Below are 17,680 nucleotides of genomic sequence, written 5' to 3' on the forward strand. Positions count from 1 at the left end.
GGGTTGCATCGGGGATACGGATTTCGATCACTGCTGCGCTCTTCGCCATCAGAAGGCGCCGTGGCCGGCGACCACAGCACGCGCGGTCTTGAAGATGATCACCAAATCCACTGCCATAGACCAATTCTCGATGTAAGACAAGTCGAGCCGGACCGACTCTTCCCATGACAACGTGGACCGTCCGCTCACCTGCCATAGCCCGGTGATGCCCGGCTTGACCAGGAGGCGGCGGCTGATCTTGCCGTCATAAGTTTCTACTTCGCGTCGTAGCGGTGGACGCGGCCCGACGACGCTCATGTCTTGCCGAAGTACGTTGATGAATTGAGGCAACTCGTCGATACTCAGTCGACGCAGCCAACGCCCGATCCGCGTGACCCGCGGGTCATCTCGCATTTTGAACAACACACCGCCGGCAACTTCGTTGTGCGCCAACAATTCATCCACCCGCGTATCGGCATCCTGGACCATGGTCCTGAATTTGATCATCGGAAAAGGCCGGCCGTCTTTGCCGATCCGTTCGGCTCTATAGAAGACCGGACCTCGGCTTGTCAGTTTGATCGCCAACGCCACGGCCAACATCAGCGGAGAAAGAGCAATCAGCGCAGCCAACGCAAATGCGAAATCGAAGGCTCGCTTGGTGAATCGAGCCGTCCCGCGATACTGGGGCTTCTCGACGTGGATCAACGGGAAGTCGGCCACCGGCCTCATCAGCAGCCGAGCGCCGGCAACGTCCATGGCGCCGGGGGACACCACCAGGTCGACGTCCAGCGCGTCGAGAGTCCAGGTCAGATTGCTGATGCCCTCGACGCCGAAGTGCTCCGGATCGGTGATGGCCACCGAATCGGCAGCGCAGTCGGTGATGGCGGCCATGGCCGCCGACTCGTCGCCCACGACAGGGATGATTTGACCATTGACCTCAATGGTCTCGCCGCACGGGCTTCCGTATCCCGGGATACCGATGGCCACGATGCGGTATCCGTGCACGGGGTTCTTGGTCAGCTCAGCAGCCAGGAGCGTAACCTCGCGCTTTCTCCCAATTGCGACGACTGAAGTCTGCATCTCGCCGCGCATACGGGCCTTGGCCAGCTCTGATCGCCACAGACTTCGGGTCACCAACAACCCCAGGGCTCCCACCGGCAAAGCTACCGCCAAGTAACCGCGAGCGACTTCCAGGCTCAGCAGCAGGGTGACGATCGCGATCGCGCCAAAAGTCCAGAACGACGCGCTGATGACGCGTCGGTATTCGTCGATGCCCGATCCGACAACTCGGCTGGCACGAGATCGGAAGATGGTCAAGGCGGCCAGCCAGAGCACGATGAAGAGCGCAGAAAACGCCGTCGAGCGTGCACTGGCCGAATTCTCAGGCATTGGGGTATAGCCGAAGCGTACAAACTGCGCGAGCAGGACGGCTGTCGTTACGACAGCGACGTCGGTGATGAGCAGTCGTACTGCATACGTGCGCTCCCACCGCGTACCGCGCTCCGCCACTCGACCCACGGACGTGGATAACACCGACATCTTGAGCCCCCCGAACACGACCAATCCGTTTGCCAGAATCACTTAATCCGACACAAGTCCCGCCGTGAACCGTCACCGGTGAAGGACCTCGTGTCATTGTATGACAATTTTCGCAAACTACAAGTCGAGGTTTTTTAACCTCTTCACCTGGCCTTACCAACACACCGTATGCAGGAAGCGAATGGAGTGAGGATCAGAGCGCGGCTCGGCCAGCGGCGGAAGGCAGAATCAATGCGGTCGCCTTATCAGTTCACTGACTTCCCGGCCATCTGCAGCACGTGACGTTCACACGCCCGACACATCCATGAAAACCGGCGTGCACACCTCTCACCGGCTGGAAAGCCGGCTGCGGGTGCCCTGTCAGCAAGGTGGTTGATCGGATGCGCCACACCGAAGCAGCCATGTGGTACCCAGTGGGTCGCAATGACGAGCAGGGTGCCGGATCGGGCTCGCTGTTCGTCGCTTCGACAGGTTGGCTGGAGCCATGTCCATGGAGGCCCATGGAGGAGGTTGCTCGAATTGAGCGCACGCTCGAGGAGCAGCCCATCCTTGCGCCCATGATGAATAGCCGGGGCCGCGTCTTTGACGAAGCGTCGAAAGGTTTTAGTCGCCAGCACCGTACGGTGCGATCTCGGCAAAGCCGAGCATGTTCTCAGCCCTGCCGGATAGGTCGCCGGACAGCTTCGCCACGCCTGAGCCCGTTTCCCGCAGAATAGCGTTCCTGGCTGCCGAAAAGCCCACAGTCGCAACCGGGAACGCTATTCCGCGGTCAGCTCACTTGAGCAGGGCGCGGCTCATCACGACGCGCTGGATCTGGTTGGTGCCCTCGTAGATCTGGGTGATCTTGGCGTCGCGCATCATCCGCTCGACCGGGAAGTCCACCGTGTAGCCGGCGCCGCCGAACAGCTGCACCGCGTCGGTGGTCACCTCCATCGCGACATCGGAGGCCAGACACTTCGACGCCGCGGAGATGAACCCGAGGTTGCCTTCGCCACGCTCGGCGCGGGCGGCGGCGGAGTACACCATCAGCCGGGCGGCCTCCACCTTCATCGCCATGTCGGCGAGCATGAACTGCACGGCCTGGAATTCGCTGATCGACTTGCCGAACTGCTTGCGGTCCTTCACATACTCCAACGACGCATCGAGTGCGCCCTGCGCGATGCCGACGGCCTGCGCCCCGATGGTCGGGCGGGTGTGGTCCAGCGTCGCGAGCGCGGTCTTGAAGCCGGTGCCCGGCTCACCGATGATGCGGTCACCGGGGATGCGGCAGTTCTCGAAGTACAGCTCCGTGGTCGGTGAGCCCTTGATGCCGAGCTTGCGCTCCTTGGGGCCGATCGTGAAGCCCTCGTCGTCGATGTGCACCATGAACGCGGAGATGCCGTTGGCGCCCTTGTCCGGGTCGGTCACCGCCATCACCGTGTACCAGGACGACTTGCCGCCGTTGGTGATCCAGCACTTGGCGCCGTTGAGGATCCAGTCGTCGCCGTCGGCCTTGGCGCGGGTGCGCATGGCCGCGGCGTCGCTGCCGGCTTCCCGCTCGGACAGCGCATACGAGGCCATCGCCTCACCGGAGGCGATCGAGGGCAGCACCTTCTTCTTCAGCTCATCGGAGCCGCGCAGGATCAGCCCCATGGTGCCCAGCTTGTTGACCGCCGGGATCAGCGACGCCGACGCGTCGACCCGGGCGACCTCCTCGATGACGATGCACGCCGCCACCGAGTCCGCGCCCTGACCGCCGAACTCCTCGGGGACGTGCACCGCGTGGAACCCGGACGCATTCAGCGCGTCCAACGCCTCCTGCGGGAAGCGCGAGTTCTCGTCGACGTCGGCGGCATGGGGAGCGATCTCCTTCTCCGCCAACGCCCGGATCGCCGCCCGCAGCTCCTGATGCTCTTCCGGCAACTGGAAAAGATCGAACGACGGATTCCCGGCCCAACTAGCCATCATCATCTCCTTGCTACTCGCCAGTAACTTTAGCGCGCTCACCTTGCGGTGGGAATCCGGGCTCTCAGGGAAAGCTCAGTCCCAGGGTTGGTTCGCTCTCAGCGTCGGTGGGTAATTTCGATGTCATGCAGGTGTACATCGAGGGCCCAGCCTTCCGCCGTACCGCGCATTGTGAGTGTGGTTGGAACGCTACTCCCCGCTGGCTGCGCGCTTCCGCCGTCGTCGACGCCGGGACGCACGCCGCGCAGACCGGACACATTCAGGTCGCCGCTCCGGTGCAGTCCGCCGAGCCGGTCGTGGTGCTGCGGGCGTCATAACTCGACCGAACTTCCGCCGCAATCGCATTCCACGCGGAGTTTGTCGACTTGACGCGCGTGGAAAGCGATTTCGGCAGGACGGCTTGTCCTCCGAACGGCCGAACTTTCGATTCGTTGCGCCGATATTGACGCCTGCGATGGTAGTTTCCTCGTGCATCAGCAAATAGCCGCGGGAAACCGAATTGCGCTAATCAAAGGCCTGTACCGTGGTTCGATACCGCACCTCGTGACGGCAGTGGCAAAGCTCGGCAATCTCCGCGCCTTCTCTCAGGGGGAACAGTCGTGGGCGGTGGTCGGTATATCGGCAGAGTCGGTGCTTTAGCGGTGGCATTGGGGATCGGCGCCGCGGTGGCCTCGTCGCCGGGCATCGCGTGGGCCGATCCGGACACGTCATCATCGCCGAGCACGGACACTGCCACGGCTTCGCCGGCCGACGCCGGGCAGTCCGTCACTCCGACGCGAACTGATGCGGAGACCGACACTGAAAAGGAGTCGCTGTCCGACAACGAGGACGGTGACGAGCCGACTGACGACGTCCTCACTGAATCCGAAGACGACACCGAGGCACCACCGACGGACGACGATGCCCCGGCTTCGTCGGACCGCGACACCGCGGTGTCATCGCTGACGCGCACCGCCGAGGACAAGTCCGGGGACGCCGAGGACGACGAACCCGTGGCGGTGGATCTGTCGGAGCTGGACGATGCCGAGGCTGAGGCGCAGGCCGTGCCGACCGATGCGCTCGACGTCGAACCCGTCGTCGACGCCACGACGGTGACACCGTTGGCCGCACCGGTGGCGGTGATCTCCGACGTCGCAGCCGCGACGCCGACCACGGAGTCCACGACCGTCACCGGCCTGTTGGCGACCGTGTTGGCGCCCCTTGTCCCGCCGAATCCGGACGCGCCCACTGACTCGCCGCTGGTGCTCGCACTGTGGGCCGCGGCACGTCGCCCGTCCGAGTCGGCCGCGTCCCAGAAGTCCGCGGCCGCCGGAACATCGGCCCTCACCGCGGCCGTGCCCAACAGCCAGCCGTCGATCACCTCGACTCGGGTCAGCTCGCCGGGGTGGTTCACCGCCAAGGTCACCGGCCAGGTCCGCGCCACCGACCCCGACCGCGACAAACTCACCTTCACCGCCGCGCCGGTCGGCTCCGGCAACGTCACCGTCAACTCGCGGGGCTCGTTCACCTACACCCCCAGCGCGGCGGCCCGCCACGCCGCGGCAGCCACCAGCGGCGAGGACCGGGACACGGTCGCCATCACCGTCAGCGACGGCTACGGCGGCTCGATCACCACCTACCTGAACGTCACGATCCGCCCCGCCAACTCCGCACCGAGAGCGAAAGCGATTGTCGGAAAAGGCAATCCATCGAACAGTGTGGTGACCGGCAAAATCAGCGCCACCGACCGGGACGGCGACGCGCTCACCTTCACCGGGCCGGGCGCAACCCCGCGCGGGAATGTCGTCGTCAAGGCCGACGGCAGCTTCGTCTACACCCCCACCGCCGCCGCGCGCGACGCAGCGAGCAGCCCGTTCAAGCGATCTGACCGCTTCACCGTGACCGTCAACGACGGCCACGGCGGTACCGACACCGTCACGGTGCGGGTCCGGATCGTCACCCCGGAGGGCAACCGTGCCCCGAAGGCCGGCAGCCCCGCATACACCATCACCGGCGTCGCCGACGCCAACGGCCAGGTCACCGGGCGCGTCAACGTCACCGATCCCGACGGCTTCGCACTGACCTACGGCCTGGCCGCCGGCGTCGACTCCAACGTCGGCACCGTCACCGTCGACGCCACCACCGGTGCGTTCTCCTTCACCCCCACCACCCAGGCCCGGGAAAACGCCCACGGCACCCCGGGCGAAGACACCGTCCGCTTCACCGTCGCCGCCAGCGACGGATTGGCCAGCGCCACAGTCCAAATCGCGGCACCGATCAGCGCCAAGGCGCCGACCCCGCCGCCGCCCCCACCGCCCTCCGACCCGACCTTCGCCCAGCGGGTCGCCTCCTTCGTGTCGAACAACTACGGCAAGACGGTGGCCAACGCGCAGGGGACGTACGCCGGTGAGTGCGTCTCGCTGGTGAGCCAGTTCCTCCGGCAGGTCCACAACATCACCACCGCAGCGTGGGGCAATGCGGTGGACTACCGCGCCGGCGGCACCGGTGGCGCCCAGTTGGCGGCGCGTGGCTTCACCTGGCACACCGACAAGAACTTCCAGAACGGTGACATCCTGGTCTGGGGTGGGGGCACCTACACCACCAGCTATGGTCACATCGGCATCTGGCACAACGGCAAGACGTTCGACCAGAACAGCGGCTGGCACCGCGACGTCGGAGAACGACAGTCGGGCTACTCGCAGTTCTTCTCCCAGGGCTACCTCGGCTACTGGCGCAAGTCCGGCACCTCAGGCGGCGGCGGGGGTGGCGGCGCCACGAGCGGGACCAAGAGCGGCACCGGGACCGTCGTCACCCTGGTCAACGTCCGCAACGACCCCAGCACGAACGGGCCGGTCATCGCGCAGTACAGCCCGGGCCAGACGTTCAACTACGACAGCTGGGTGATCGGGAACGGCTATTACTGGCTCTCATACGTGAGCTATTCGGGCACGCGCCGCTACGTCGCGGAGGCAACCCTCGATCACAGCATCGTCTACGTACGAGGCGGAGCGTTCCACTAGAGAGGGTGTGGGCGCGCAAGTTGCCGAGCGGCCGCACCGAGGATGTCTGAACCTGGTCCTACACCGAAACTCCCGGCGCTACCACCGGGAGCTTGCGGGCTCGGGCGGCATCGACGAGACGACGGTCGTATGCGCAGATCGCGGTAAGGCCTTCCCGGTGAATCTCGGCCGTCGCCAGGTGCAGAGCATCGAGTGTGCGCAACTCGGCAGGCACCATGGTGCCCGCCAACGCTGCAATGGGTTCGGTCAGCACGAGCGTGTCGACGCCATCGAGCACCTCACGAGCCGCAGCCATCGCTTCCGCCCCGGCACGCAACGCGGCCCGATGCAGCTCGACGCGACCGATGATGCTGGTGACTATCGGGGCGTGCGTGAGACGCTCGTTGAGCCAATCGATCAGTTCCTCGGATTCCGGCTCGGCCACAACGAGTTTGACCATCGCTGAAGTGTCGAGATAGATCACCGGTCCGCGCGTTGCTCATCGAGGAGGGCTGAAAGCGGCGCGGCGTCGACAAGCCGTGCGCGATCGAACATTCGACGAGGGCTTGCCGCGGGCACAAGTTGGCCGGAGTCGATAAGTGCTTCTCGAGTGACCAGAGCATCCGCCACGGGTGTCAAGCGCGCCACCAAGCGGCCGCGACTGGTGATTTCGATCGTCTCACCTGCCTGCGCTTTGGCCACCCACGTGCTGGCGTGCTGTCGTAGCTCCCTGACTCCGATTCGCTCCACACCACAGCGTAGCACCATTTGTGCTACATCGACCCGCCCGAGGCAGCCTCTACGGTGTCAGTGAGACCGGACCCGCATCGGCGGCCGGACGGGCTTGTCGTCCAAACGGGCGTATTCGTCCGCTGACGGCATTTGAGACTGCGCTGAGGGCGCGCCCCACTCGGACTTTGCCGCTGTCAGCGCAGTCTCGATGCACGGGCGGCCGCGACGCGGGCCTTGATGTCCTCTGGCTTGGTTTTCGCCACGACCCTGACGACAACCCAGCCCACCGACTGGATGTACTCCAGCCGCAGAATGTCGTTGCGGTAGCTGGCCTGATCGTTCCGATGGTGCTCGCCGTCGTACTCGACGGCCACATTGATGTCCTCCCAGCCCATATCGAGGTAGTACTTCGGATAACCGGAAGGCCCCAGGACAGGGATCTGCGTGCTCGGCCGCGGAAACTCCTCCTCGATCAGGAAGAGTCGCAGCCACGTTTCCTGCGGTGACTCCGCGCCCGCGTCGACCAGATCGAGCACGCCGTCAAGCCGCCGGAGGCCGCGATTGTGTGGGTGACGGCCGGCGAGCTCGCGCACGTCGTCGACCTTGAAGTGCGTGGCACGCGCCAGCGCGTCGAGCCTCGCGACGGCTTCGCCAACCTTTCCCCTTCGGGCGAGGTCGAACGCGGTCCGTTCCGGCGTCGTCACGGCCACGCCCCGGATACGGGTGATCTCGTCGTCGAGCAGCGAATCATCGCGGGTGACGATCCCCGTTGGCGCGCGGTGGTTCGGCCAGTTCAATTCGATTGGTACATCGTCTTTTACCCATTTCGCACCGTGCATCGCAGACGCCGCAAGCCCCGAGACCACGCCCTGCCGGTGCGACCACAGCCACGCCGCCGTCGTCCGGTCAGCCAGGGTGAGCGCGCGATATCTGGGCCCGTAGACATCGGGGAAGATCCTGCGGTAGTGCGCGCGCAGCTCATGACGGCTGACCGCGCCACGGCTCAGCGCCACACTGCCGATGAACACCCCCACAGCCGCAGCGTGGCACGGTTGGCGCTGACGGCGCTGAAGCTATCCACAGGCTGCATTGAGACTGCACCAGCGGCGGCCCTCACCCGCACTTCCCCGCCCTCACCGCAGACTCAACGCAGCAGCAGGCCCAACGCGAGCAGCAGCGCAGGAGAAGCTCAGTCCCCCAATAGCTTCTGCCGCAGCGCCTCGTCCTTCTGCAAAACCATCTGCTCCAGCGAGACCTGATACGCGGCCATCCGATCCCGCAGCGCACCATCGGCAGCGCCGAGGATCCGCACCGCCAGCAACCCGGCGTTGCGCGCGCCGCCGATCGACACCGTGGCCACCGGCACCCCGGCCGGCATCTGCACGATCGACAGCAGCGAGTCCAGGCCGTCCAGCCGCGCCAGCGGCACCGGCACCCCGATCACCGGCAGCGGCGTCGCGGACGCGACCATGCCCGGCAGGTGCGCCGCCCCGCCCGCGCCGGCGATGATCACCTCAAGACCGCGGCCCGCGGCCTCGGCGGCATACGACAGCATGCGGGCCGGTGTGCGGTGCGCCGAGACCACGCCGACCTCGAACGGCACGTCGAATTCGGCCAGCGCCTCGGCGGCCTCCGACATCACCGGCCAGTCGCTGTCGCTGCCCATGATCAGGCCCACCCGAGGCGTCATGCGTGAGGATCCCATCCGTCGGTCCACTCTGCGTGCGACAACCAGTGTGCCGCCCGCTCCGCACGCTCCCGCAGCGACTCCACCGACTCGGCGCCGCCGACGATGTTGACGTGCCCGATCTTGCGTCCCGGCCGCTCTTCCTTGCCGTAGAGATGCACCTTGGCGTCGGGCATCCGCGCGAACAGGTGGTGCACCCGCTCGTCCATCGACATCGAGGGCGTGACCGAAGCACCCAGCACGTTGCCCATCACCGTCGGCGCCAACGCCGACGTGTCGCCCAGCGGGTAGTCCAGCACCGCGCGCAGGTGCTGCTCGAACTGCGACGTGCGCGCGCCGTCCATGGTCCAGTGCCCGGAGTTGTGCGGGCGCATCGCGAGCTCGTTGACCAGCAGGCCGCCGGACACGGTCTCGAACAGCTCGACGGCCAGCACCCCGACCACCCCGAGCGCCGAAGCCACCGACAGCGCCAATTCCGAAGCGGCAGAACCCAACTCGTCGGACAGCCCGGGCGCCGGCGCCAGCACCGTGACGCAGATCCCGTCGCGCTGCACGGTTTCGACCACCGGCCACGCCGCGCCCTGCCCGAACGGCGACCGCGCCACCAGCGCGGCCAGCTCACGGCGCATCGCGACCCGCTCCTCGATCAGCAGCTGCACGCCGTCGTCCAGATACTGCGCGACCACGGAGCGAACCTCCGCGACCGAAGACGCCATGATGACGCCGCGCCCGTCGTAACCGCCGCGCGCCGTCTTGATGACGACGGGCCCGCCCACCGACGCGCAGAACGCGACCGCGTCGTCCACCGACCCGACCGCGGTATAGCGCGGCACCGGAACCCCGAGCGACGACAGCCGCTGACGCATCAGCAGCTTGTCCTGCGCGTGCACCAGCGCCGACGGCGGCGGCAGCACGTTGACCCCGTCGGCCACCAACTGCTCCAACAACGCCGGTGGCACGTGCTCGTGGTCGAACGTGAACGCCGTCGCCCCGTCGGCGACGCGGCGCAGCGCATCGAGGTCGGTGTGCGAGCCGAGGACGACGTCCGGGGTGACCTGGGCGGCGGACTCATCACTGCGGACCGCCAGCACGCGCAACGTCTGACCGAGCGCGATAGCGGCCTGGGCGGTCATCCGGGCCAGTTGACCGCCGCCGATCATGGCGACGACGGGAGGCGAGGCGGGGGTTCGTGACACGGCGTACATGGTGCCACGCCCGACACCACACCGTTGACCTGCGGTGACGGCGCGATGCGGCATCTGGGCACCCGGTTCCGTAAACTGGCTCCTTGTGTCCTTTGCCGATGCGACGATCCGCCGACTTCCCGGCCCGATCCGTCCCTACGCCGAACGGCACCACGAGCTGATCAAGTTCGCCATCGTCGGCGCGACGACTTTCGTCATCGACTCCGCGATCTTCTTCACGCTCAAGCTGACGATCCTGGAGCCCAAGCCGGTGACGGCGAAGATCATCGCCGGCATCGTCGCGGTGATCGCGTCCTACATCCTGAACCGGGAATGGAGCTTCCGCGACCGCGGCGGCCGCGAACGCCACCACGAGGCGCTGCTGTTCTTCGGGGTCAGCGGCGTGGGGGTGCTGCTGAGCATGGCCCCGCTGTGGGTGTCCAGCTATGTGCTGATGCTGCGGGTGCCGATGGTGTCGCTGGCCGCCGAGAACGTCGCCGACTTCGTCTCGGCCTACATCATCGGCAACCTGCTGCAGATGGCGTTCCGGTTCTGGGCGTTCCGTCGCTTCGTGTTCCCGGACGAGTTCGCGCGCAACCCGGAGAAGGCGCTGGAGTCCACGCTCACCGGCGGCGGGTTCGCCGAGGTGCTCGAGGACGAGTACGAGCTGCGGCACCCGAACGGCCCGGACAACGTCACCCCGATGCGGCCCAGCCGTCGGCGCTGGAAGCAGCGCCCGAGCGATCCCTCCGAGCCCAGGGTGTCGAAGACCTCGTAAACCGGCGCTGCCGGACCGACGGTCTTTGCATAGCCTGACTACGTGCCGGGTCGACACCGCCGCTTCCAAGCGCCGCCGTGGGCCCTCGTCATCGGCGGCGCGCTCGGCGCCCTGATCCGCTACGCCCTCGCCCAGGCCTGGCCGCAGCCGAAACAGCTGTTGATCTCCACGATCGTGACGGTCGGGCTGGCGTTCCTGGTGGCGACCTACCTGATGGCGGTGGGGGTGACGTCGGCGCTGCACAGCGTCGCGGTCGGGGTGTGTGCCAGCGCGGCCAGCCTCAGCGCCTACGCGGTGGCGACGGTGAGTCAGCCGCCGCGGCTGTCGATCGCGTTCCTGACGTTGACGCCGGCCGCGGCGATCGCCGGCCTGCTGTGCGGGCTGGCGGCGGCCAGGCTGGTGGCGCGGTGACGTGGATGCTGGTCGCGCTCGGCGGCGCCGCGGGGGCCGCGCTCGGGACGTTCGTGGCACAGCGGCAGGGCCGCCGGCTGGCGTGGACGGCGGCGGTGTGCGCGCTGATGGGTGCCTTTGGCGCGCAGAAGCATTCGGCGTCGCTGACCGCGCTGGTGAGTTTCGGGGTGCTGGGGTCGGCGGCGAGCATGGTCGCGCTCGGCGTAGCGCCGCCGATCTGGCTGGACCGCGGCGCGATCCTGCCGACCGCGCTGCGGGTCACCAAGCGACTTGCGGTGTACTGCGCGGTGGGGGTGACGTGTGCGCTGGCCGGATACCTGGCGCTGCGGGCGGGCGTGACGGCGTACTACAAGTTCTAGTAGTACATCGCCGTCATCACGCCCACGGATTGATGAGTTCGATCCCCGCCGCTTCGAAGTGCCGCGTATTCCGGGTCGCGAGCACCGCCCGCCGGGATGCGGCGATTCCCGCGATCTGGACGTCGCGAATCTCGACGGTTCTGCCGTTTCGCTGCTGTTCTGCCGCGAGCTCACCAGCAGCGACCGCGGCGGCGAGATCGAAGACTTGCACGCGGCCGTCGAGATCCTCGGCGAGTAGCTGCGTGAAGCTGTGGTCAAGCGCACTCCGGCGCCGCCCCTGCGCGAGAACGCTTATTCCGGTACGGATTTCGAAGATCGTGATCGAGGTGGTCCAGATGGATTCCGCCGGCTCGCTGTCGAGCCAGTCCACGACTACGGGATCGGGCCTGTCCCTCATCAGTGCCGAAAGCACATTGGTGTCGAGCAGAATCATCAGTCGAACTGTGCGGGGCGCACGGGGTTGCCACGCAGTTCGGGGATGTCGACGTCAAGTCCCCTTCCGCTGAACCGAGCCGCAATGCGGGATCCGAGCCGACTGGGCGCCTCGTCGACGCCACGAACAGCGTTTCGCAAGATCTCGCGAACCTCTTCTTCAGTGCTGCGGCCGTGCCGACGGGCCATGCGCTGCAATTTGGATTTCGTATCTTCGTCGAGCTGGCGGATCAGAATCTGAGCCATTAGCCAATGATAGCGTGATATCAGGGACAGCCGAGGATCTCGGCCTTCACCCATCCTCCGTACTGGTAGAGGTAGGTGTACTGCCACTGAGCGACGGAGAACGGGTACTTGCGGGGCACGTCGCGCATGATCACGTGGCGGGTCGGGGACGTGAAGCACTGGTCGAAGATCCGGCGGGCGCGCGGCAGGTGGTAGCGCCAGCTGACGACGATCACGGTGGTCCAGCCGTACTTGTCGGCAAGTTCGCGGGTCATCATCGCCTCGCCGCGGGTGGTGGACGGCTCCGGCGCCCGGCAGATCACCCGGATGTCGGTGCGCGGCGCGCACGCCTTCGTCATCACCTTGTCCTTGGCGTGGTACGGATTCGACAGCAGCACGACGGGCGCGTAGCCCTGCTCGGCCAGCTTGAGGCCGTAGGTTTCGCGGCCGTCGTGTTCACCGCCGAGCACGACGATCGCGTCGGCGCGGGCCAGCGGGTCCACCTTCGAATGCGCGAACAGGAACGTTCCGGTGAGGCCGTTGAGGAACAGCAGCAGCACCAGCGCCGCCGTCGCCCCCGGGATCAGAAGGTGACGACGCCGGATCACACGCACCGCCGACCGTCGAACACCTCCCCCAGACTAGAGAAGCGGGTTCAGCTCGGCGACTCCTCCGAGCCCAGGGTGTCGAACACCTCGTGGTAGAGCAGCGAGTGGACGTGCTCGACGCGCGGAATGTCCTGGAACTCCAGCGGATCCTGCGACGCGGACTCGATGATCAGCGTCCCGGTGCGGAACATCCGGTCGACGAGGCCGTGCCGGAATTCCACGCTGTTGATTCGGGCCAGCGGGATGTCGATGCCCGAGCGGGTGAGCAGGCCGTGCCGGTACATGACGCGGCGGTCGGTGATGACGAAGTGGGTGGTCCACCAGTTCAGGAACGGCCAGACCGACAGCCAGCCGACCAGGATGAGCCAGACCGCCGCGATGACGGCGAACACGATGGTCTTGGCGTTCTGCTCCCAGTTCAGGGTGTTGACGTAGCCGGCCAGGAACGCGGCCGCCGCCGACGCGATGATCAGGATCAGCGCCGGGATGGTCAGTCTCCCCCAGTGCGGGTGGCGGTGCAGGACGACGTGTTCGTCGGTGGCCAGCACATTTTCCGGGTAGCCCATTGGTAGTCAGGGGCGCGGTGTCCGCAGAGCGGATCCGTTTCCCCATCCCCCTTTCAATCCGTGCGTGCGGTTTTCCCGCACACGGCTTACCGATGATCTTCTGTGCATGGTTACGCTGCCTTCGGGTAGCGGATAGTGCCGCGCAGGCGGTGCAGGCCGTGCCCGTTGAACCACTCTTCAGTCCACTGATCGGCTTGTCCAGCACGCAGGTTCCGACCGCGCTTCTTGATCAGAAGCTCCTTCAGGCGCCGCGTGACGTAGTGGTCGATCTGGCGGAACTTGTCGGCGGCGTTGCCGGTGCGAAAGTAGTTGCCCCAGCCACGCAAGATCGGATTCAACACCGCGATCACATCACGGATGTCGAATCCGACCCGGTTACGGCCGGTGCGCTCACGAACCTTCTCCCGCAAGCGAACCATCGCCGTTTGGCTGGGCCAGCGGTGCAGGTAGTAGCGCACGATGCGCCTCTGTTCCCACAACCGCCCCGACATACGTGCCCGGAAGTGACAACCCAGAAAGTCCAGGCCCTCACCGCCCTCACGCAGGTCGACCACCTTCGTCTTGTCCGGATGTAGCCGCAACCCCAACGACGCCAGGATCTCCCCCACCGCCGCCAGAGCGTGCTCAGCTTGGGCCGCGCTGCGGCACAACACCACACCGTCATCGGCGTAGCGCACCAACTCACCCACATTGCGTCGAGCGAGTTCGGTGTCGAGCACATGCAGATAGATGTTGGCCAACAACGGCGAGATCACCCCGCCCTGCGGAGTGCCCGCGACCGTCCGCGACACCACCCCGTCCACCATCACTCCCGCCTGCAGCCACAACCGCAGCAGTTTGAGCACCCGCCGGTCCGAGACCCGTCTGCTGACCTCAGCCAGTAGCCGGTCGTGGTCGATCTCGCCGAAGAAATTGGCGATGTCGAACTCGACCACAAACTGGGAGCCCTCGATGAAGCCGACACGAAGCCGTTCCATCGCCTGCGTGGCCGACCGTTTCGGCCGAAACCCATACGAGCACGACATGAAGTCCGCCTCGAAGATCGGTTCCAGCACGATCTTGGCCGCCGCCTGGGCCACCCGGTCCCGCACCGTCGGAATCCCCAACGGCCGCGTACCGCCCCGTGGTTTCGGGATCTCCACCCGACGCGCCGGCGCCGGACAGTACACACCCTCGCGGAGGTCATGGCGCAACTCACGCAACATGCGGTCCACGCCGTACTCCTCCACCGCGACCAAGGTGACACGATCCACCCCGGCCGCACCCCTGTTCTTACGCACCCGCTCCCACGCCTCCCACAGGACGTCACCCCTGTAGACACGGTCATACAGGGCGTGGAAACGCCGACCCTGCGACTGCTTGGCCGCAGCCCATAGCGTGCGTTGCAGTTGTCGCACTTTCACCGGCGACACCGCAAGCGGCTCCTCGTCGGCTACGACAGGCAATCGCCTGCCGGGGTGGTTGGACCGAGACATCCCGGTCATGCCCTCGCACTTACCCGCTTCACCCGCGTGATCAAAGTCAGGGCCCTTCCCTCCCGGCGCGTTATGTTGCACGCCGATCAGCGGTACTACGACCCCATCGGACTCCCGCTGCCCTCCAAGGGATTTCACCATCGGCTTATACCCTTGGTCTTTGCCCGACGAAGGCGGGGCAGACGGGTCTCTCCTGTTCCGAACCAGACTGTGTGCACGTGCCATCTCCCGTACCCCGGAGAGACCCGACGAGCTAACCCCGGACCAGGGCTCGCCGGACATGGCCTTCGCCGTGACATGAGCGGCTCAGCTCTCCCGTTGTGAGTTTGACGAGGCTGCAGAGTTCGCTTAACGCTACGGCCCGCACACTTGCTCCCTCCGAAGAGGCTCTCGACACCCCGCTCAGCCCGCCGCGTCTCCACGACGAACCGGGGCCTGCTACCCGGCGCTCCGGTACCTACCGGGACGGGACTTCCACCCGCTAGTCCAGTCCAACTTTCAGGACGCAACACGGCAGCACTGTACTGGGGATTCGCGGCGGCGTCTGCGGGACGGCGGGGCCGGGCCCGGGGCGGGCCCTACTTTCGCAGCAGGCCGTATTCGTGGTAGCCGATATCGGTGTTGACCTGCCACGGGTCGACGTTCTCGCCGAAGGCCCGCGCGACGCTGCGCATGGCGCTGAGCATGGCGTGGTCCTGGTTGTCGTAGTGGTGCATGCCGTTGCGGCCCATCGGATACAGCGACGGGTACTGCTGCCGCAGGTAGTCGCGGATGCGGACGACGCTGCGGTCGCGTACCGGGTCGTAGATCGGGTAGGCGAACTCGCAGCGGACGATCATGACGCGTGCGACGGCCGCGCCGCCGAAGCCGAGGGTGCGCAGATCCTGGGTGACCAGCTCGGTGAGGTGTTCGTCGTCGGCGTTCCACAGGTCACCGTTGGGGGCGATGAAGTACTCGAATCCGAGGAAGGCGCCGTCGAAGCCGCGGGGGGCCAGGTCGTTGGACCAGCGGCGGTAGTTCTGGATCCGGCCGCAGTGGAAGTCCTTGCCGGGGGTGTAGACCCAGTTGAACGGGATGTCGCGGCGGGTGTCGACGCCGACGGCGACGGTGATCAACGACCGGTGCCGCAGGGCGGCGGCCACCGCGCGAATGTGCTTGGGCGGCGCGGGTTCCAGCGCATCGACGAGCAGCCGCAGCGGCATGCTGGAGAACACCGCGTCGCCGGTGGCGGTGTCACCGTCGGCGAGCTCGAGGGTCCAGGTGGCGCCGTCGAAGCCGAGCTTGGTGACCGGCGAGTTCAGCCGGGGGACGACGCCGTTGTGGGCCAGGGTGCCGGCGGCGGCTTCCCACAGCTGGCCGGGTCCGAGCCGTGGATAACGGAACACGTCGCGCGACGCCGGGTCGGAGTCGTGGCTGCGGCGCCAGCCGATCGGCTTGATGCGCTGGTTGGCCCAGTCACTGGTGAGGTGTTCGGGTTCGGTGAGCCAGGTCTTGCGGACGTAGCCGTCGAAGAACATCTCGTACCAGTGCCTGCCGAATTCGCCGACACCCCATTGCCGGAAGTTCTCGTCGCGGTCGTTGAGCCGGAAGTTGCGCTTGAGCCGCGACCACGCCAGGCTGCTGAGACCGCGCAGACCGCGCCGATATCCCATCTGGGTCAACAGGTCTCGGCCGAGCAGCGGGTAGCGCACGTAGTGCCCGCCGACAAGCATGGCCGAGCGGCGCCCGACCACCAGCCACTGGTCGTGCGGCAGCAGGCACTTCCACAGGTCCATGATGTCTTCGTTGCGGGTGAAGAACCGGTGCCCGCCGGGGTCGATGCGCCAGTCGCCGTCGGTCGGGGTGCGGGCCAGGCCACCGACTTCGGCCGAGGCTTCGTAGAGGCGCGGTGTCACGCCCCGGTTCATCAGCTCCAGGGCGGCGGTCAGGCCGGCGGGGCCTGCGCCGATGATCAGCGGGCTGCGGGGGGACGTCATCGCGGCCTCACCGTCCGCGCAGCTGCGGGGAGTGCCGGTAGTCCTCGATGAAGCCGTCGATGTGCTGCGCGGTCAGCTCGTTGAGCGGGGTGGTGAGGAACAGCAGCTGAGCGTACTGGCTCTGCATCGGCAGGAATCCGCTGAGCAGCGGCTCCGCGGTGGTGCGGATGACGAGGTCGACCTCGCCGATCTCGAAGGCGTCGTTGATGTCGCAGCCGTCGCGCAGGGCCCGCTGGTGGGCGGCGCGCAGTTCGTCGGCGGCGTCGTAGCCGGCCAGCACGTTGACGCGGAACCCGTCGCCGGTCATCGCGGTTTCGATGTCGCGGGCCGCGGCGACGAATGCGTCGGGCAGCAGGCTGCGGTCGCCGTGGACGCGGACACCGCATTCGGCGGGGTCGAAGCGGGCGGGGATCAGCGTGGACAGGAAGTAGGTGGAGGCGGCGTACACCGCGTCCAGTTCGTCGCTGGGACGCGCCAGGTTGGCGCGGCTGAGGTTGTACACCGTGGCGGTCTGCACCTGGTTGCGGTGCAGCGCGAGCAGGAGCTCGACGACGGTCTCCGCGCCGCGTCGATAGGCGTCGGTCAACGTCGTGTTGTTGGCGCGGGCCCACCGCCGCAGACCGTCGGGGATCAGGCCCACATGAGCCGGCTTCATGGCGAAACCACCCCCCAAACGTCGCGACCGCTGCCAGCAAATCTAACCGGAGTTATGGTCTCCCGATCATCAATCCGGCGATCCTGCGCGGGAGCATGACGTTGATCATGAATCCGGGGCGGGAGCGGGGCCGCCTCGCTACGCCGGATGCC

The 17,680-nt window shown here is 66.7% G+C and carries 19 protein-coding genes; 5 read left to right on the top strand and 14 right to left on the bottom strand.

Annotated features, from left to right (window positions below; translation table 11 throughout):
* Nucleotides 1-48: 48 nt before the first annotated feature.
* Both BN976_RS07370 and BN976_RS07375 read right to left on the bottom strand, forming a co-directional pair.
* The gene (locus BN976_RS07370) at nucleotides 49-1,518 is read right to left on the bottom strand and encodes a sugar transferase (RefSeq protein ID WP_036370381.1); all 1,470 of its coding nucleotides are present in this window, start codon (nucleotides 1,516-1,518) and stop codon (nucleotides 49-51) included.
* Between the two features lie 774 nt (nucleotides 1,519-2,292).
* Nucleotides 2,293-3,462: an acyl-CoA dehydrogenase gene (locus BN976_RS07375; protein WP_036370383.1), complete on the bottom strand. Its 1,170-nt coding sequence runs from the start codon at nucleotides 3,460-3,462 to the stop codon at nucleotides 2,293-2,295.
* A 125-nt stretch (nucleotides 3,463-3,587) separates the two neighbouring features.
* On the opposite strand from BN976_RS07375, the gene BN976_RS07380 reads away from it, so the two are divergent.
* The gene (locus BN976_RS07380) at nucleotides 3,588-3,779 is read left to right on the top strand and encodes a hypothetical protein (RefSeq protein ID WP_036369580.1); all 192 of its coding nucleotides are present in this window, start codon (nucleotides 3,588-3,590) and stop codon (nucleotides 3,777-3,779) included.
* Between the two features lie 324 nt (nucleotides 3,780-4,103).
* Nucleotides 4,104-6,461, top strand: coding sequence for a cadherin-like domain-containing protein (locus BN976_RS32015; RefSeq protein ID WP_049778060.1), 2,358 nt, complete (start codon nucleotides 4,104-4,106; stop codon nucleotides 6,459-6,461).
* 58 nt (nucleotides 6,462-6,519) lie between these two features.
* Here BN976_RS32015 and BN976_RS07390 read toward each other — a convergent pair whose 3' ends face one another.
* The 5 genes from BN976_RS07390 to BN976_RS07405 all read right to left on the bottom strand — a co-directional run bounded on the left by BN976_RS07390 (nucleotide 6,520) and on the right by BN976_RS07405 (nucleotide 10,019).
* A complete protein-coding gene (locus tag BN976_RS07390; RefSeq protein ID WP_051558355.1) occupies nucleotides 6,520-6,924 on the bottom strand; it encodes a type II toxin-antitoxin system VapC family toxin in 405 nt (134 codons plus the stop codon).
* On the bottom strand, nucleotides 6,921-7,208 hold the full coding sequence (locus tag BN976_RS32480) for a type II toxin-antitoxin system Phd/YefM family antitoxin (protein WP_084182240.1): 288 nt from the start codon (nucleotides 7,206-7,208) through the stop codon (nucleotides 6,921-6,923). The genes BN976_RS07390 and BN976_RS32480 overlap by 4 nt, the downstream gene beginning before the upstream one ends.
* A 158-nt stretch (nucleotides 7,209-7,366) precedes the next feature.
* On the bottom strand, nucleotides 7,367-8,206 hold the full coding sequence (locus BN976_RS07395) for a type IV toxin-antitoxin system AbiEi family antitoxin (RefSeq protein ID WP_036369583.1): 840 nt from the start codon (nucleotides 8,204-8,206) through the stop codon (nucleotides 7,367-7,369).
* A gap of 155 nt (nucleotides 8,207-8,361) precedes the next feature.
* Nucleotides 8,362-8,862, bottom strand: coding sequence for a 5-(carboxyamino)imidazole ribonucleotide mutase (purE, locus tag BN976_RS07400; protein WP_036369585.1), 501 nt, complete (start codon nucleotides 8,860-8,862; stop codon nucleotides 8,362-8,364).
* On the bottom strand, nucleotides 8,859-10,019 hold the full coding sequence (locus BN976_RS07405) for a 5-(carboxyamino)imidazole ribonucleotide synthase (RefSeq protein ID WP_036369595.1): 1,161 nt from the start codon (nucleotides 10,017-10,019) through the stop codon (nucleotides 8,859-8,861). Before BN976_RS07405 ends, purE begins: the two co-directional genes overlap by 4 nt.
* 130 nt (nucleotides 10,020-10,149) lie before the next feature.
* Here BN976_RS07405 and BN976_RS07410 point away from each other — a divergent pair, with 130 nt between their 5' ends.
* The 3 genes from BN976_RS07410 to BN976_RS07420 are packed head-to-tail and all read left to right on the top strand — an operon-like array spanning nucleotide 10,150 to nucleotide 11,591.
* Nucleotides 10,150-10,821 carry a GtrA family protein gene (locus BN976_RS07410; RefSeq protein ID WP_036369597.1) on the top strand — a complete coding sequence of 224 codons (672 nt, stop codon included), beginning with the start codon at nucleotides 10,150-10,152 and terminating at the stop codon, nucleotides 10,819-10,821.
* Nucleotides 10,822-10,863: 42 nt separating this feature from the next.
* The gene (locus BN976_RS07415; protein ID WP_036369601.1) at nucleotides 10,864-11,232 is read left to right on the top strand and encodes a chromosome condensation protein CrcB; all 369 of its coding nucleotides are present in this window, start codon (nucleotides 10,864-10,866) and stop codon (nucleotides 11,230-11,232) included.
* Between the two features lie 5 nt (nucleotides 11,233-11,237).
* Nucleotides 11,238-11,591 carry a hypothetical protein gene (locus BN976_RS07420; protein ID WP_235622026.1) on the top strand — a complete coding sequence of 118 codons (354 nt, stop codon included), beginning with the start codon at nucleotides 11,238-11,240 and terminating at the stop codon, nucleotides 11,589-11,591.
* A 16-nt stretch (nucleotides 11,592-11,607) separates the two neighbouring features.
* Here the strand turns inward: BN976_RS07420 and BN976_RS07425 are convergent, their stop codons facing one another.
* From BN976_RS07425 to BN976_RS07455, 7 genes are all read right to left on the bottom strand, one after another.
* Nucleotides 11,608-12,024 carry a type II toxin-antitoxin system VapC family toxin gene (locus tag BN976_RS07425; RefSeq protein ID WP_036369602.1) on the bottom strand — a complete coding sequence of 139 codons (417 nt, stop codon included), beginning with the start codon at nucleotides 12,022-12,024 and terminating at the stop codon, nucleotides 11,608-11,610.
* Entirely contained in the window at nucleotides 12,024-12,269 is a 246-nt protein-coding gene (locus BN976_RS07430; RefSeq protein ID WP_036369604.1) for a FitA-like ribbon-helix-helix domain-containing protein, read from the bottom strand. Before BN976_RS07430 ends, BN976_RS07425 begins: the two co-directional genes overlap by 1 nt.
* Nucleotides 12,270-12,289: 20 nt before the next feature.
* Nucleotides 12,290-12,862 (bottom strand): YdcF family protein, encoded by a 573-nt coding sequence (locus BN976_RS07435; RefSeq protein ID WP_084182242.1) that lies wholly within the window; start codon nucleotides 12,860-12,862, stop codon nucleotides 12,290-12,292.
* A gap of 41 nt (nucleotides 12,863-12,903) precedes the next feature.
* Nucleotides 12,904-13,422, bottom strand: coding sequence for a PH domain-containing protein (locus BN976_RS07440; RefSeq protein ID WP_036369606.1), 519 nt, complete (start codon nucleotides 13,420-13,422; stop codon nucleotides 12,904-12,906).
* A 110-nt stretch (nucleotides 13,423-13,532) separates the two neighbouring features.
* A complete protein-coding gene (gene ltrA / locus BN976_RS07445) occupies nucleotides 13,533-14,906 on the bottom strand; it encodes a group II intron reverse transcriptase/maturase (RefSeq protein WP_199558912.1) in 1,374 nt (457 codons plus the stop codon).
* A gap of 569 nt (nucleotides 14,907-15,475) precedes the next feature.
* The gene (locus BN976_RS07450; protein WP_036369609.1) at nucleotides 15,476-16,873 is read right to left on the bottom strand and encodes an NAD(P)/FAD-dependent oxidoreductase; all 1,398 of its coding nucleotides are present in this window, start codon (nucleotides 16,871-16,873) and stop codon (nucleotides 15,476-15,478) included.
* A 7-nt stretch (nucleotides 16,874-16,880) separates the two neighbouring features.
* A complete protein-coding gene (locus BN976_RS07455; protein WP_199558913.1) occupies nucleotides 16,881-17,528 on the bottom strand; it encodes an undecaprenyl diphosphate synthase family protein in 648 nt (215 codons plus the stop codon).
* Between the last annotated feature and the right edge of the window lie 152 nt (nucleotides 17,529-17,680).

It is taken from the genome of Mycolicibacterium austroafricanum (assembly GCF_000612725.1).
Lineage (GTDB): Bacteria > Actinomycetota > Actinomycetes > Mycobacteriales > Mycobacteriaceae > Mycobacterium > Mycobacterium austroafricanum.